The following is a 14657-nucleotide window of genomic DNA, read 5'->3' as shown; positions in this document are numbered from 1 at the left end:
CCTCTTAGCGAGGCGCGGGGGATCAGTCGTGCCCGCCCAGGCCCGGGGGGACGGCCGTGTGCAGGGCGGAGACGAAGGCCGAGATGGCCGGGTGGGAGCCGGCGCCCGCGCGGAAGGCGGCCCGGGTGCGGCGGTACATCGGCAGCCGGGTGAGGACCACGCCGGGCGGGGGCTGCGCGGCGCCCAGCTGCGGGACCAGGGCCACGCCCTGGCCGGCCGCGACCAGGGCCAGGACGGTCGCGAAGTCGTCGATCTGGTGCCGGATCCGGGGCGCGAACCCGGCGGCCTCGCAGGCCCGGACGGCCATGCTGTGGCAGAGCGTGCCCGGCGGGGCCATGATCCACGGCGCGCCGCGCTGCTCGGCGACCGTACCCGGGGCGCGGGCCGCCAGGTACATCGGCTCGGTGAACACCGGACGGGTCACCGCCAGGCCCGGCTCCGGATCGGCCGGGACGAGGTCGTACTCGTGGACCAGCGCGACGTCCAGCTCGCCCGCGCGCAGCGCCGCCGCGACGCCCGCCGGATCCACCTCCGTCACCATCGGCTCCAGGCCCGGATGCCAGGCGGCCAGCTCGCCCAGCACCGCCGGGATGATCGCGCGGGCCGCCGACGGATAGGTGCCGATCCGCAGCGGGCCGGCCAAGCCCCGCCGGGCGTGGGCGAGTTCGGCGCCCGCCTGCTCCAGCAGGGCGAGCACCGCCTCGGCGTGCCGGACGAGGTTGCGCCCGGCCGGAGTGAGCGCGACCCGCCGCCCGGTGCGCTCCAGCAGCGGGACGCCCGCCTCCTTCTCCAGGACGGACAGCTGCTGGGACACCGCCGAAGGGCTGAAGGAGAGCGCCTCGGCGACGGCGGCGATGGTGCCGAGGTGGGCGAGTTCGCGCAGCAGGCGCAGGCGTCGGACGTCGAGCATCGGCTCAGCTTACGAGAAGCATCACGAATGTGAACTGGACCTGGGCGATCGGCGGGCCGCAGGATCGTGGCCATGGAACTCACCGGCATCCACGTCCCCCTGATCACGCCCTTCGCCGCGGACGGCACGGTCGCGCTGGACGCCCTCGCCGTGCTGGCCGCCGAGCTGCTGGAGGCCGGTGCGGCCGGGCTGGTCGCCCTCGGGACCACCGGCGAGCCCGCCGCGCTGAGCGAGGACGAGCGCTGGGCCGTGGTCGAGACCGCCGCGGCCGCCTGCGCCGCCCGCGGGGCCCTCCTGACCGTCGGCGCGCACGGCGGCGACACCCGCTCCACCGCCGAGTCGCTGGCCGCGCTCGGCAAGCGGGTGCCGCAGGCCGCGGCCGCGCTGGTCACCGTCCCGGCGTTCCTGCGGCCGGGTGAGGCCGGGACGGTCGCGCACTTCCGGGCGCTCGCCGGGAGCAGCCCGCTGCCGCTGGTCGTCTACCACATCCCGTACCGCACCGGGCAGCAGCTGTCCGCCGCCGCGCTGCTCGAACTCGCCGCGCTGGACGGCGTGGTGGGCGTCAAGTACGCGACCGGGGGAGTGGACCAGACGGCGGTGGAACTGCTCGCCGCCGCCCCCGCCGACTTCGCGGTGCTGACCGGGGAGGACGCCTTCCTGTCGCCGCTGCTGGCGCTCGGCGCGGCCGGCGGCATCCTCGCCTCCGCCCATCTGGCCACCGCCCGGTTCGTCGAGCTGACGCAGGCCTGGCAGGCCGGGGACGCCGCCCGGGCCCGGGCGCTCGGGCACCGGCTCACCGGGCTGGCGCTGGCCGCCTTCGCCGCGCCGAACCCGACGGTGATCAAGGGCGTGCTGCACGCCCAGGGCCGGATCCCCACCCCGGACGTCCGGCTGCCGCTGCTGCCGGCCGGCGGGGCGGAGGTCGAGGCGGCGCTGAAGCTCGTGAGTGGTCTGGACCACTAGTCGCTCTCACACCGTGGAACACCAGGCCGCCGCACCCTCGTGACAAGGCATGATGGGCAGAGTGCGGCTGTAGACAGCACCATCCAGAGGAGTAGTCGGAATGAAGATCGGCATTGTCGGGGCCACCGGCCAGGTCGGCGCAGTGGTCCGCGAGATCCTGGCGGAGCGCGCTGGTCGTGAAGGCGGACTGGGCCCGGTCGAGCAGCTGCGGCTGTTCGCCTCGGCCCGCTCGGCCGGACGCACCCTGCCCTGGCAGGGCACCGAGGTCACCGTCGAGGACGCGGCCACGGCCGACTACACGGGCCTGGACATCGTGATCTTCTCGGCCGGCGGCTCCACCTCCAAGGCCCTCGCCCCCAAGGCCGCCGCGGCCGGCGCCGTCGTCATCGACAACTCCTCCGCCTGGCGCCGCGACCCCGACGTCCCGCTGGTCGTCTCCGAGGTCAACCCCGGCGCCATCGCCGACCGGCCCAAGGGCATCATCGCCAACCCGAACTGCACCACCATGGCCGCCATGCCCGTGCTGCGCCCGCTGCACGAGGAGGCCGGCCTCGCCGCGCTCGTCGTCTCCACCTACCAGGCCGTCTCCGGCAGCGGCGTGGCCGGCGTGGCCGAACTCCGGGACCAGGCCGCCAAGGTCGTCGACGGCGCCGCCGCGCTCGCCCACGACGGCTCCGCCGTCGAGTTCCCCGAGCCCAAGGTCTACCAGCGCCCGATCGCCTTCAACGTGGTGCCGCTGGCCGGCTCCATCGTCGAGGACGGCTCCAACGAGACCGACGAGGAGCAGAAGCTCCGCCACGAGAGCCGCAAGATCCTCGGCATCCCGGACCTCAAGGTCGCCGGCACCTGCGTGCGCGTCCCGGTCTTCTCCGGCCACTCGCTCCAGATCAACGCCCGCTTCGAGCGCCCGATCAGCCCCGAGCGCGCCGCCGAACTGCTCGCCGCCGCCCCCGGCGTCGAACTGTCCGACATCCCCACCCCGCTCCAGGCCGCCGGCCGGGACCCGAGCTACGTCGGCCGCATCCGGGCCGACGAGACCGTCGAGCACGGCCTGTCGCTGTTCGTGTCCAACGACAACCTGCGCAAGGGCGCCGCGCTCAACGCCGTCCAGCTGGCCGAGCTGGTCGCCGCCGAGCTCAAGGGCTGACACCAGGCCCCGCCGGGCCGTGCCTGCTCGCACCGTCGGCCCGCGCCCGCTCGCACTCCCCGGCGTGACCAAGGGCGGGCCCCGTCGTTGAACGGGGCCCGCCTTTGCGTTCCGTTGGGCTTGCCGTTGCGGTACCGCGACATCCGTCGAGGTTCGGCGCGCGAACCAGGGGGAAAAGGTGACCCAACGCTCGGGCGGCCACGGGGGCCCCTCACCCCACCACGTCCGGACGACGGGCGGATCCGCGCCCACCCGGCCCGACCCCCACACGAGGGCGAGTGGAAAGAGGTGCGCGATGGACCGCTGTGTCGTCCTGGTGGATGCCGGATACCTGCTGGGCGCCGCCGCCAGCCTGCTCGCCGGTGACCCATCCCGTTCCAGAGTCACCGTCGACCACACCGCGCTGATCACCGCGCTGCGCGAACGCGCCGAAGCCGAGACCGGGCTTCCGCTGCTGCGCATCTACTGGTTCGACGCCGCCCCCGACCGGCGCCCGATGCCCGAACACCGCCGGCTGCGCGTCCTGCCCCGCGTCACCGTGCGGCTCGGCGCCCTCACCCGCGCCGAAGGGCGCTGGGTGCAGAAGGGCGTCGACGCCGCCATGCACGCCGAACTCTCCGAACTCGCCCGCAACCGGGCCTGCGCCGACGTCGTCCTGATCACCGGCGACGGCGACCTGCTGCCCGGCATGATGACCGCCAAGGAACACGGCGTGGCCGTCCACCTGTGGGCGCTCCAGGCCGCCGACGGCGACTTCAACCAGTCCGAGGACCTGGTCGGCGAGGCCGACGAGCGAAGAGTGCTCGACCGCGAGTGGATCGAGGGCTCCTTCAGCCTCCGGGACAACGCCAACGTCTTTCCCGCGCCCGGCGCCCGCCAGGAGATCGCCAAGATCCTCGCCGCCCCGCCCGTCGCCCCGCCCGTGGTGGCACCCGCCGCGGCGCCGGTCGTGGCGCCCCCGGTCGTCCAGCCGGCCGCCGTCGCCCCGGCCGCCGTGCCCGCTGCCGCCGTGCCCGCTGCCCTCGGGGCCTCCGCCGTCGGGGCCGTCCCAGGGGCCGGGCGGCCCCAGCCGGCCGCCGCGCTCAAGGTCGTCCCCACCCCCAAGGACCTCGCCGGGCGCACCCCCGCCGTCGCCCCGGCCGTCAACGGGCACGGCGGCACCGGACTCGCGAACGGCCACGGCGGCAACGGGCTCGTCAACGGGCACGGCGCCAACGGGCACGGCGGCAACGGGTTCCTGAACGGGCAGGCGAACGGGCAGGCGAACGGGCACGGCACCAACGGGCAGGCCGTCGGCACGACCGGCGCCCCCGGACAGGCCGGCCCCGTCCTGCGCTGGTCCTCCGACCGCGGCTGGGTCGACCGCCCCGCCCCCGAACCCGCCGTCACCGCCGGCGACAGCCTCCCCACCCTCGCCCACCTCACCACCGCCGAACAGCGCTGGGCCGACCGCGAGGAGGACATCACCTCCATCGGCGGCGACGCCCACGAAGTCGGCCAGGTCTTCGCCCGCCGCTGGAGCGAACGGCTGGGCGACGTCGAACGGCTCACCGTGCTCTGGCCCGACTACCCCCGCATCCCGCACCGGGTCGACGGCGAACTCCTCCGCTACGCCGCCCGCTTCGGACTGCTCGCGCACAAGGACGACCAGATCGACGAACACGACCGCTACGCCATCCGGGCCGGATTCTGGAAGGAACTGGCGGTGCGGGTGCCCGGCGGATCGATGGTCGTCGTGGACGACTGACGGGCGCACGGCCCGGGTTGGACCCGGCGAGCCGCGTGCCGGTTTTCGGTGATCAGGCCCCCTTGTCCGGTTCGCCCGGGCGAACGCGTAAAGTCTTCGGTCGTGACCGAGTCGGCAGGGCGAGTACCCCAGAACACCCCGCCGTGCGTCGCCGTGCGCGACCTCGTCAGGACCTACCGCACCGGGCGCGGAGCCGCCGCGGGCGAGATCCGGGCCAACGACGGAATCAGCCTCACCGTCCGCCAGGGCGAGATCTTCGGGCTGCTCGGACCCAACGGGGCCGGCAAGTCCACCCTCGTCCGCCAGCTCACCGGCCTGCTGCGCCCGGACTCCGGATCCGTCGAACTCCTCGGCCACGACATCGTCCGCCACCCCGAACGGGCCGCCCGGCTGCTCGGCTACCTCGGCCAGGAATCCAGCGCCCTCGACGAACTGACCGTCGCGCTCGCCGCCGAGACCACCGGACGGCTGCGCGGCCTCACCCGGGCCCGGGCCCGTACCGAAGCCGCCGACGTCCTCACCGAACTCGGGCTCGAACCCCTCGCCCAGCGGCCGCTCGCCAAGCTCTCCGGCGGCCAGCGCCGACTCGCCTGCGTCGCCGCCGCCCTCGTCGGGGAACGGCCGCTGCTCGTCCTCGACGAACCCACCACCGGCATGGACCCCGTCGCCCGGCGGGCCGTCTGGACCGCCGTCGACCGGCGCCGCACCGAACGCGGCGCCACCGTCCTGCTGGTCACCCACAACGTCATCGAGGCCGAGACCGTGCTCGACCGGGTCGCCGTCATCGACGACGGGCGGGTCATCGCCTGCGACACCCCCGGCGGGCTCAAGGCCCTCGTCGACGGCGACGTCCGGCTCGACCTGGTCTGGCGGGACGAGGCGCCGCTCGCCGTCCCCGCCGTCGCCGCACTCGCCGAACGGGCCGAACGCACCGGCCGCCGCTGGACCGTCCGCACCACCCCCGAACAGGCCCGCGAACTGGTCGCCGCCGTCACCACCGGCCCGGCCTTCGCCGCCCTCGACGACTTCACCCTCGCCACCCCGAGCCTTGAGGACGCCTACCTCAAGCTCGGGGGCCGCCACGGAGGACTGGCCAAGTGACGCTGCTCTCGGTGCCGCCGCAGGCCACCGCCCCCGCGACCGGCGGCACCCCCGCCCCGCTCGCCCCAGCGGCCCGGCTGCTGCCCGCCCTCGCCGCCGTCTACCGGGCGCAACTCGCCCGGGCCCGGGTGGCGCGGATCCCGCTGCTGTTCGTCGCCACCTTCCAGTCCGTCGGCATCCTCGTGATGATGCGGGGCGTGGTGGACGCCGGGCAGACCTCGGCCGCGCGGTCCGTGGTCGCCGGGTCCAGCGTGCTGGTGGTGGCGTTCGTCGCCCTCAACCTGCTCGCCCAGTACTTCGGGAAGCTGCGGGCCACCGGCGGACTCGACCACTACGCGACGCTGCCCGTACCCGCCGCCTCCGTGGTGCTCGGCGCGGCCGCCGCCTACGCCTCGTTCACGCTGCCCGGGACGGTCCTCACCGCGGCCTTCGGCGCCGTGATGTTCGGGCTGCCGCTCGGGCAGCTGTGGGTGCTGCTGGCCGTCGTCCCGCTCGCCGGAGCCGCCCTGTCCGGGCTCGGGGCCGCCTGCGGGCTGCTCGCGCCCCGGCAGGAGATCGCCACCATGCTCGGGCAGCTCGGCATGTCGGCGGCGCTGCTGCTCGGGGTGCTGCCCGTCGACCACCTCCCGCAGCCCGTCCTGTGGCTGCGCGACCTGCTGCCCTCCACGTACGGCGTCGAGGCCTTCGCCCGGACGTTCGAACCCGACCCGGACTGGGCGCTGATCGCGGGCGACCTCGCCGTCTGCGCGGGCGTCGGCGTGGTGTCGCTGGCGATCGCCACCTGGGCCTACCGGCGGGCCGTCTCCCGGTAGGGGGTGTCCCGGGGGCCGCCCGGGGTCCGGCTCCGCGCGGTGCGGGGTCCGGCTCCGGGAGGCACGGGCGGCGGCTCGTCCCGGCCGCGATCGTGAAACGATGGGGCCTGTGACCGTACCGAACACACCTCCGGACCCCACCCGCGCCGCCGCGGACGCGGTGCCGGACATCACCCCCGATCCGTACGCGCCGCCGCCCGCCCCCGACGCCGGGACCCCGCCGCCGGCCGGCCTCGCGGTCGCGCAGTCGCCGGGCCCCACGCTCAAGGAGCGGCTGCTGCCCGAGCTGCGGCTCGGCGCGGGCACGGTACTGGCCTGCATCGCGGTCGGACTGGTGATGGCAGGGCTGTGGGTCTGGCTCGCGCCCAAGGTGCCGCTGGTCGTGGACGGCGACCGCATCCTCTACGCCGACCCCGAAGGCGAACAGCGGGCGGGGGCCGACGCGGTCTTCGCCCTGATCGCGCTCGGCGCCGGCCTCCTGACCGCGCTCGGGGCCTTCCTGGCCACCCGGCAGCGCGGCGGCGGCATCGCGGTCGCGCTCGGACTGATGGTCGGCGGACTCCTCGGCTCGGTCGGCGCCTGGCGGCTCGGCCGGTGGCTCGGCCCCAGCAACGACCTGATCGCCGAAGCCCGGCGGGTCGGCAACGGCGGGCACTTCGACGCGAGCATCGACCTCGGCGCGCTGGGGGCGCTGCTGGTGTGGCCGATGGCGGCGATGGTGGTGCTGCTGGCGCTGTCGGCGGCGTTCGGCAAGCGCGAGGAGGACCCGCCGCCGTACTGGGCCGGGCCGTACGGGGCGGCTGCGCCGCAGGCCCCTGCGGACGGCGCTGTGCGGCCGCAGGACGCCGTGCGGGCGGACGACGGTGTTCGGCCGGAGGACGCTGCGCGGCCGGGGGAGCGCGGGCAGGGCTGACCGCGTAGGCGCGGGGGTGCGGGACCGGGGAGGGGCCCGCGCCCGCGCCCGGGGTCAGCGGGCGATCGGTGCGGTGCGGGCGCCGGTGAGGGTGACCAGGTCGGCCGGGGCGAGTTCGACCTCCAGGCCGCGGCGCCCGCCGGAGACGTAGACGGTGGGGTGGGTGAGCGCGCTGGCGTCGACCACGGTCCGCAGCGGGCGGCGCTGGCCGAGTGGGGAGATGCCGCCGAGGACGTAGCCGCTGCTGCGCTCGGCGGCCGCCGGATCGGCCATGGCGGCGCGCTTGCCGCCGACGGCGGCGGCGAGGGCCTTGAGGTCGAGCTGCCCGGCGACCGGGACCACGCCGACGGTGAGCACGCCGTCCACGTCGGCGACCAGGGTCTTGAAGACCCGCTCGGCGGCGACGCCCAGGACCTCGGCGGCCTCGCCGCCGTAGGAGGCGGCGGCCGGGTCGTGCTCGTAGGCGTGCACGGTGAACGGGACGGCAGCGGTCTCCAGGGCGACGGTGGCGGGGGTGCCCTGCCCGCCCTTCTTCGGCTTCTTCGCCATGTGGGGCTCCTTCTTCGCCGTGCGGGTTTTCCGGGTCAGCGTGCGGGCTGCCCGGGTCGGCGTGCGGGTTCTCCGGGTCAGCGTGCGGGCTTCCCGGATCAGTTGGGGCTGAACGACTGGCGGGTGAGGTCGACGGCGGGCAGCGACGGCAGCCAGCTGAGCACGGAGCTCTCGCGGCGCAGCAGGTCGAGTTCGGTGCGCAGCCGCTGGGCGGTGTCGGGGCAGGCCAGCAGCTGCTGCTTGACCGGGGTCTCGAACACCGAGGCGGCGGCGACCAGGTAGGAGAGCACCTGCGGGTCGTCCGGGAGCTCCTGGCGCCCGACCGTGCTGGCCTCGCGGGCCCCGGCGAGGCGCTTCTGGTAGACCCGGAAGGCCCGCTCGACCTCGGCGGCGAGGGCGCCGGAGCCTTCGCCGGGCTGTTCCTCGACGAGTTCGGCCTCGCCGGTCAGGTACGGGCCGGAGACGTCCGCCGAGCGGAGCCGGAACCGGGTGGTGCCGGTGACCAGCAGCTCGTAGCGGCCGTCCGGCTGCTCCTGGACGGAGGCGACGTCGGCGACGCAGCCGATGTGGAACATCGCCTCCAGCGGGTCCCCGGTGGCCGTGCCGAGGCCGCCGAGCGGCCCGGTCGGGCCCTCCTCGGGGCGGACCGGGGAGACCTCGCGGCCGTCCTTGATGGCGAGCACGCCGAAGCGGCGCGGTGTGTCGGCCGGTAGTTGGAGCAGGTCGGCGACGAGACGGCGGTAACGCTCCTCGAAGACGTTCAGGGGCAGCACGAGGCCCGGGTAGAGCACGTTGTTCAGCGGGAAGAGCGGGAGCCGTTCTGTCACGGCGGACAGCGTAGTTCCCCGCGCGGTCGCGGCGCGTCGGGGTTGTGCCCGAGGGCGGGCCCGACGGCGGGCCCGAGGGCGGCCCGCCGGGGCGGTCAGCCCCGTTGCAGCATGCGGGTGGCGCCGGCCACGACGGTGGTGGCGAGCAGCCAGCCGACGATCACCAGCCCGGCGGTGACGTACTGGCTGAGGCCCCCGGGGTTCCAGCCCTGCTGGCCGAGCTCGACGACCGGGACCAGCTGGCTGAGCGTGTACAGCACCGGGTTCCAGTGCGGGTGCTCGTCGGCCTTCAGCGGCTGCAGCGGGTGGGTGGCGAACCAGACGCTGCCCAGCGCCCAGGCGAGCAGCAGCCACAGGCCGGCCCGGCCGGGGCGGTAGCCGTAGCCGACGGTGGCGTCCTGGACCCGGCCCCAGATCCGGGCGGGCAGCGGGAGGGTCCGGTGGCGGCGGCGCTGCTTGGCGTACAGCACCTCGCGGGCGTCGTCGTCGGCGCCGTCGCGGCGCAGGGCGGCGGCGAGCTGCTCGTAGGACTCGGGCTGGAAGTCCACCGAGGAGCCCTCCAGCCAGGCGATCCGCTGCTGGACGCTGAAGGGCCCGACCGGGCGCAGCACCTCGTAGACGAAGCCGGTCAGGCCCAGGTGGCGCCCGCGCGGCCAGGCGTCCGGGGTGTCGACGAGGTTGCCGACCCGGGCGCGGGAGAGCGAGACGGTGCCGGTGGGGCGGACCCGGCAGGTGAACCGCAGCTCGGGGGTGTGGATGCGGCGCAGCGAGAGCTCGTCGTCACCCTCCAGGTGGAACTCGCCGGAGATCAGGCAGGCGCTCTCGAAGCGGGCGTCGGAGAGCCGGACCCGGCCGAAGGCGCGGAACGGGGTGCTGGGGGCGCCGGGCGGCGGGTTCTGGCCGTAGCCGGAGCCGTAGTAGCTGCGGGAGCCGAACCAGCCGCCGTCGGCGGAGCTGGTCAGGTAGAGGGTGTGGCCGACGGTGAGCCGGACGGCGTTGAGGCAGGTGCGGTTCTGCGGGACGGCGTGCAGCTGGGCGCCGCGCAGCGACAGCCGGCCGCCTATCCGGGCCGTGCGCAGGCTCAACTCGCCCTGCACGTCGACGCGTTCGGCCTCGAAATCCTGGTGGACGGCCAGGCCGTCGGCGGACAGCGCGCGGCCGTAGCGGTCGCCGCCCAGGACGGTCTGGTTGAGCAGCAGGTCGGTGCCGACCTTGGCGTCGGTGAGCCGTACGCCCTCGGGTATCCGGCAGCGGGCCAGATGGAGGTCGCCGGTGGTGGTGAGCCGGGAGGCCTCCAGGCGGGGGATCAGGCAGGTGACGAAGCGCAGCGTCGAGGCCGAGGCCTCCGAGATGAGGATCTTGCGTTCGAAACGGCACTCGCGGAGTTCGACGTAGTGGCCGATGGCGCCGCCGGCCAGGTTGAGCGCGCCGGTGACCAGCACGCCGTTGAGCCGCAGCGAGGCGACCCGCCCGGTGGCGGCGGCCGGGCCGGCCAGCAACAGATGGGCGAGCACCTTGGCCCGGACGGTGCGCCCGGGGCCCCAGGCGGCGTCCCCGAACGGGTCGTCGGTGGCGGCGTCGCCACTGCGCCGGTCGAAGACGTTGCCGCGACGGAAGGCCTCCCAGAGCTCACGCTCCGTATCGGTCCAGCCCTCCGGGGCGTGCTCCAGCATGCTTTTCCCCGTCCCCCCGGTCGTCTCGCCTTTCGTATCACGGACTGAAATGCGGGACCAGGGGTTCCGGCCACTCCTTACACTGGGTGGCGTGATCTCTCGAATCGACCTCCGCGGCTCGCTGGACGACCCGCGTGACCTGCTGCCCCGTGCCGAGTTCGACGTGGCGGCCGCCCTGGAGAAGGTGCGGCCGATCGCCGAGGACGTACGCCATCGCGGGGTCGCGGCCGTGATCGAGATCACCGAGCGCTTCGACGGCGTCCGGCTGGAGTCGACCCGTGTCCCGGCCGAGCAGCTGACCGAGGCCCTGGAGACGCTGGACCCGAAGGTGCGGGCCGCGCTGGAGGAGTCGATCCGCCGGGCCCGCGCCGTGCACGCCGACCAGCGCCGCACCGAGCACACCACCCGGGTGGTGCCGGGCGGCACCGTCACCCAGCGCTGGGTGCCCGTGGAGCGCGTCGGCCTGTACGTGCCGGGCGGGCTGGCCGTCTACCCGTCCTCCGTGGTGATGAACGTGGTGCCGGCCCAGGAGGCGGGCGTCCAGGGCATCGCCGTGACGTCCCCGCCGCAGAAGGAGTTCGACGGCCGCGTCCACCCGACCATCCTGGCGGCCTGCGCGCTGCTCGGCGTGGACGAGGTGTACTCCGTCGGCGGCGCCCAGGCCGTGGCGATGTTCGCGCTGGGCACCGAGGAGTGCGCGCCGGTCAACATGGTCACCGGCCCCGGCAACATCTACGTGGCCGCCGCCAAGCGCTTCTTCGCCGGCCGGATCGGCATCGACTCGGAGGCCGGCCCGACCGAGATCGCCGTCCTCGCCGACGACAGCGCGCTGCCCTCCGACGTGGCCGCCGACCTGATCAGCCAGGCCGAGCACGGCCCGACCTCCGGCTCGGTGCTCGTCACCGACTCGCCGGCGCTGGCCGACGCGGTCGAGGCGGAACTCGCCGTCCAGGTCGCCAGGACCAAGCACAGCGAGCGGGTCGCCGAGGCGCTGGGCGGCCGGCAGTCCGGGATCATCCTGGTCGACGACCTGGAGCAGGGCCTCGCCGTGGTCAACGCCTACGCGGCCGAGCACCTGGAGATCCAGACCCGGGACCCGCACGCGGCGGCCGCCAAGGTCGTCAACGCGGGCGCCGTCTTCATCGGCCGCTGGACGCCGGTCTCGCTGGGCGACTACGCGGCCGGCTCCAACCACGTGCTGCCCACCGGCGGCTGCGCCTGCCACTCCTCGGGCCTGTCCGTGCAGACCTTCCTGCGCGGCGTCCAGGTCGTCGAGTACGACCGGGACGCGCTCGCCGACGTCGCCGCGCACGTGGTCAACCTCGCCAACGCGGAGGACCTGCCCGGGCACGGCGACGCGATCAAGGCGCGCTTCGACTGGACGGTGCCGGGATCGTGACTGCTGTTACTTCTTCTGTGACTCCTGTTACTTCTGAGGCTGGTGCGACTCGGGTGACTCGGATCGACGACCTCCCCATCCGCGACGAGCTGCGCGGCCAGTCCCCGTACGGCGCGCCGCAGCTGGACGTGCCCGTCCAGCTGAACACCAACGAGAACCCGTACCCGCTCCCCGAGGAGCTGGTCGCCCGGATCGCCGAACGCGTCGCCGAGGCCGCCCGCAACCTCAACCGCTACCCCGACCGGGACGCCGTCGAACTGCGCGAAGGCCTCGCCGCGTACCTCGGCCGGACCACCGGCTTCGCCGTCACCCGGCAGCAGGTCTGGGCCGCCAACGGCTCCAACGAGGTGCTCCAGCAGCTGCTGCAGACCTTCGGCGGCCCCGGCCGCAGCGCGCTCGGCTTCGAGCCCTCCTACTCGATGCACGCGCTGATCTCCCGGGGCACCGGCACCGAGTGGATCTCCGGCCCGCGCAACGACGACTTCACCATCGACCTGGACGCCGCCCTCGGCGCGATCGCCGAGCACCGGCCGAACGTGGTCTTCGTCTGCTCGCCGAACAACCCGACCGGCACCGCCGTCGCCGCCGACACCGTGCTGCGGCTGTACGAGGCCGCGCAGGCCGCCGGGCCCAGCCTGGTCGTCGTCGACGAGGCGTACGTCGAGTTCTCGCACCGGGCCTCGCTGCTGCCGCTCATCGAGGGCCGCCCCAACCTGGTGGTCTCCCGCACCATGTCCAAGGCCTTCGGCGCGGCCGGGCTGCGCCTGGGCTACCTGGCCGCCGACCCGGCCGTGGTGGACGCGGTGCAGCTGGTCCGCCTGCCGTACCACCTGTCGTCCGTCACCCAGGCCACCGCGCTGGCCTGCCTGGAGCACACCGACACCCTGCTCGGGTACGTCGGCCGGCTCAAGGCGGAGCGCGACCGGCTGGTCGACGCGCTGCGCGGGCTCGGCCTGGAGGTCACCGACTCGGACGCCAACTTCGTCCAGTTCGGCCGCTTCGCCGACACCCACGCCGTCTGGCAGGCCATCCTCGACCAGGGCGTCCTGGTCCGTGACAACGGCGTCCCCGGGTGGCTGCGCGTCACCGCCGGCACGCCCGCCGAGAACGACGCCTTCCTGGACGCCGTCCGCACCGTGATCAAGGAGCTGTAACCCGTATGTCCCGCATCGGACGCGTCGAACGCACCACCAAGGAGACCGCGGTCCTGGTCGAGATCGACCTCGACGGCACCGGGAAGACCGACATCTCCACGGGCGTCGGGTTCTACGACCACATGCTCGACCAGCTCGGCCGCCACGGCCTCTTCGACCTCACCGTCAAGACCGACGGCGACCTGCACATCGACACCCACCACACCATCGAGGACACCGCCCTCGCGCTCGGCGCCGCCTTCAAGCAGGCGCTCGGCGACAAGGTCGGCATCTACCGCTTCGGCAACTGCACGGTGCCGCTGGACGAGTCGCTCGCCCAGGTCACCGTGGACCTCTCCGGCCGGCCGTACCTGGTGCACACCGAGCCCGAGCACATGGCGCCGATGATCGGCTCGTACGACACCACGATGACCCGGCACATCCTGGAGTCCTTCGTGGCCCAGGCGCAGGTCGCCCTGCACGTCCACGTGCCGTACGGGCGCAACGCCCACCACATCGTGGAATGCCAGTTCAAGGCGCTCGCCCGAGCCCTGCGCTACGCCGCCGAGCGCGACCCGCGCGCGGCCGGAATCCTCCCCTCGACCAAGGGTGCACTGTGAGCAAGGCGACCCTCGCCCTCATCTTCGTCGGCCTCTTCCTGGCCGGCGGCGTGATCTCGTTCTGGAAGCAGAAGCTGCCCAAGGGCGTCATCCTGGTGCTCGCGTTCGGCTCGGTCATGTGCCTGGCCTCCGGCATCATGCGCCTCTAGCCGCATGGACGCTGGATACATGGGCTCTGGACACGTGAGCTCCGGACACGTAGAGAGACTGGACACCTGAACATGGGCAAGAACGTCGTCGTCCTCGACTACGGGTCGGGCAATCTCCGCTCCGCGCAGCGCGCGCTCGAACGGACCGGGGCGGACGTCACCGTCACCTCCGACTACGACACCGCGATGAACGCGGACGGCCTGCTCGTCCCCGGCGTCGGCGCCTTCGAGGCCTGCATGCGCGGCCTGAAGTCCGTCCGGGGCGACTGGATCATCGGCCGCCGGCTCGCCGGGGGCCGCCCCGTCATGGGCATCTGCGTCGGCATGCAGATCCTCTTCGAGAAGGGGGTCGAGCACGGCGTGGAGACGGCCGGCTGCGACGAGTGGCCCGGCGTCGTCGAGCCGCTGGACGCCCCCGTCATCCCGCACATGGGCTGGAACACCGTCGACGTGCCCGAGGGCAGCCGGATGTTCGCCGGCCTCGACCCGCAGACCCGCTTCTACTTCGTGCACTCCTACGGTGTGCGGCACTGGGAGCTGGAGACCCACAGCGCACGGATCCACGCCCCGCTCGTCACCTGGGCCACCCACGGGCAGCCCTTCGTCGCCGCCATCGAGAACGGCCCGCTCTGGGCCACCCAGTTCCACCCCGAGAAGTCCGGCGACGCCGGCGCCGCCCTCCTGACCAACTGGGTCAACACCCTCTGAGCTCGG

At 74.3% G+C, this 14657-nt stretch carries 15 protein-coding genes; 11 read left to right on the top strand and 4 right to left on the bottom strand.

What is annotated here, in order from left to right; translation table 11 throughout:
• Window positions 1-22: 22 nt before the first annotated feature.
• Window positions 23-910: a LysR family transcriptional regulator gene (locus tag ACFWPT_RS13060; protein ID WP_380376349.1), complete on the bottom strand. Its 888-nt coding sequence runs from the start codon at window positions 908-910 to the stop codon at window positions 23-25.
• A 72-nt stretch (window positions 911-982) separates the two neighbouring features.
• Here ACFWPT_RS13060 and ACFWPT_RS13055 point away from each other — a divergent pair, with 72 nt between their 5' ends.
• From ACFWPT_RS13055 to ACFWPT_RS13030, 6 genes are all read left to right on the top strand, one after another.
• Window positions 983-1873 (top strand): dihydrodipicolinate synthase family protein, encoded by an 891-nt coding sequence (locus ACFWPT_RS13055; protein WP_380481666.1) that lies wholly within the window; start codon window positions 983-985, stop codon window positions 1871-1873.
• Window positions 1874-1973: 100 nt separating this feature from the next.
• A complete protein-coding gene (locus ACFWPT_RS13050) occupies window positions 1974-3020 on the top strand; it encodes an aspartate-semialdehyde dehydrogenase (protein WP_380481664.1) in 1047 nt (348 codons plus the stop codon).
• A 295-nt stretch (window positions 3021-3315) separates the two neighbouring features.
• The gene (locus ACFWPT_RS13045; RefSeq protein WP_380481661.1) at window positions 3316-4767 is read left to right on the top strand and encodes an NYN domain-containing protein; all 1452 of its coding nucleotides are present in this window, start codon (window positions 3316-3318) and stop codon (window positions 4765-4767) included.
• Window positions 4768-4869: 102 nt separating this feature from the next.
• Window positions 4870-5868 (top strand): ABC transporter ATP-binding protein, encoded by a 999-nt coding sequence (locus tag ACFWPT_RS13040; RefSeq protein WP_380376357.1) that lies wholly within the window; start codon window positions 4870-4872, stop codon window positions 5866-5868.
• A complete protein-coding gene (locus tag ACFWPT_RS13035; RefSeq protein ID WP_063347189.1) occupies window positions 5865-6680 on the top strand; it encodes an ABC transporter permease in 816 nt (271 codons plus the stop codon). Before ACFWPT_RS13040 ends, ACFWPT_RS13035 begins: the two co-directional genes overlap by 4 nt.
• A gap of 109 nt (window positions 6681-6789) precedes the next feature.
• Window positions 6790-7593, top strand: a complete 804-nt coding sequence (locus tag ACFWPT_RS13030; protein WP_380481659.1) for a hypothetical protein — start codon at window positions 6790-6792, stop codon at window positions 7591-7593.
• 54 nt (window positions 7594-7647) lie between these two features.
• Here ACFWPT_RS13030 and ybaK read toward each other — a convergent pair whose 3' ends face one another.
• The 3 genes from ybaK to ACFWPT_RS13015 all read right to left on the bottom strand — a co-directional run bounded on the left by ybaK (window position 7648) and on the right by ACFWPT_RS13015 (window position 10642).
• Window positions 7648-8142, bottom strand: coding sequence for a Cys-tRNA(Pro) deacylase (ybaK, locus tag ACFWPT_RS13025; protein ID WP_063347187.1), 495 nt, complete (start codon window positions 8140-8142; stop codon window positions 7648-7650).
• A gap of 98 nt (window positions 8143-8240) precedes the next feature.
• Window positions 8241-8969: an LON peptidase substrate-binding domain-containing protein gene (locus tag ACFWPT_RS13020; RefSeq protein WP_380376363.1), complete on the bottom strand. Its 729-nt coding sequence runs from the start codon at window positions 8967-8969 to the stop codon at window positions 8241-8243.
• A gap of 95 nt (window positions 8970-9064) precedes the next feature.
• Window positions 9065-10642, bottom strand: coding sequence for an oxidoreductase (locus ACFWPT_RS13015; RefSeq protein ID WP_380481657.1), 1578 nt, complete (start codon window positions 10640-10642; stop codon window positions 9065-9067).
• Between the two features lie 91 nt (window positions 10643-10733).
• On the opposite strand from ACFWPT_RS13015, the gene hisD reads away from it, so the two are divergent.
• From hisD to hisH, 5 genes are all read left to right on the top strand, one after another.
• Window positions 10734-12041, top strand: coding sequence for a histidinol dehydrogenase (gene hisD, locus ACFWPT_RS13010; protein WP_063347184.1), 1308 nt, complete (start codon window positions 10734-10736; stop codon window positions 12039-12041).
• A gap of 53 nt (window positions 12042-12094) precedes the next feature.
• A complete protein-coding gene (locus ACFWPT_RS13005; protein WP_380376371.1) occupies window positions 12095-13195 on the top strand; it encodes a histidinol-phosphate transaminase in 1101 nt (366 codons plus the stop codon).
• Window positions 13196-13200: 5 nt separating this feature from the next.
• Entirely contained in the window at window positions 13201-13794 is a 594-nt protein-coding gene (gene hisB / locus ACFWPT_RS13000) for an imidazoleglycerol-phosphate dehydratase HisB (RefSeq protein ID WP_063347182.1), read from the top strand.
• Window positions 13791-13943, top strand: a complete 153-nt coding sequence (locus tag ACFWPT_RS12995; protein ID WP_167745856.1) for a hypothetical protein — start codon at window positions 13791-13793, stop codon at window positions 13941-13943. Before hisB ends, ACFWPT_RS12995 begins: the two co-directional genes overlap by 4 nt.
• Window positions 13944-14015: 72 nt before the next feature.
• The gene (gene hisH / locus ACFWPT_RS12990; RefSeq protein WP_350885738.1) at window positions 14016-14651 is read left to right on the top strand and encodes an imidazole glycerol phosphate synthase subunit HisH; all 636 of its coding nucleotides are present in this window, start codon (window positions 14016-14018) and stop codon (window positions 14649-14651) included.
• Window positions 14652-14657 lie beyond the last annotated feature (6 nt).

Source organism: Kitasatospora sp. NPDC058478 (genome assembly GCF_042720345.1).
Lineage (GTDB): Bacteria > Actinomycetota > Actinomycetes > Streptomycetales > Streptomycetaceae > Kitasatospora.
This window is presented reverse-complemented; position numbering and strand designations above follow the sequence as displayed.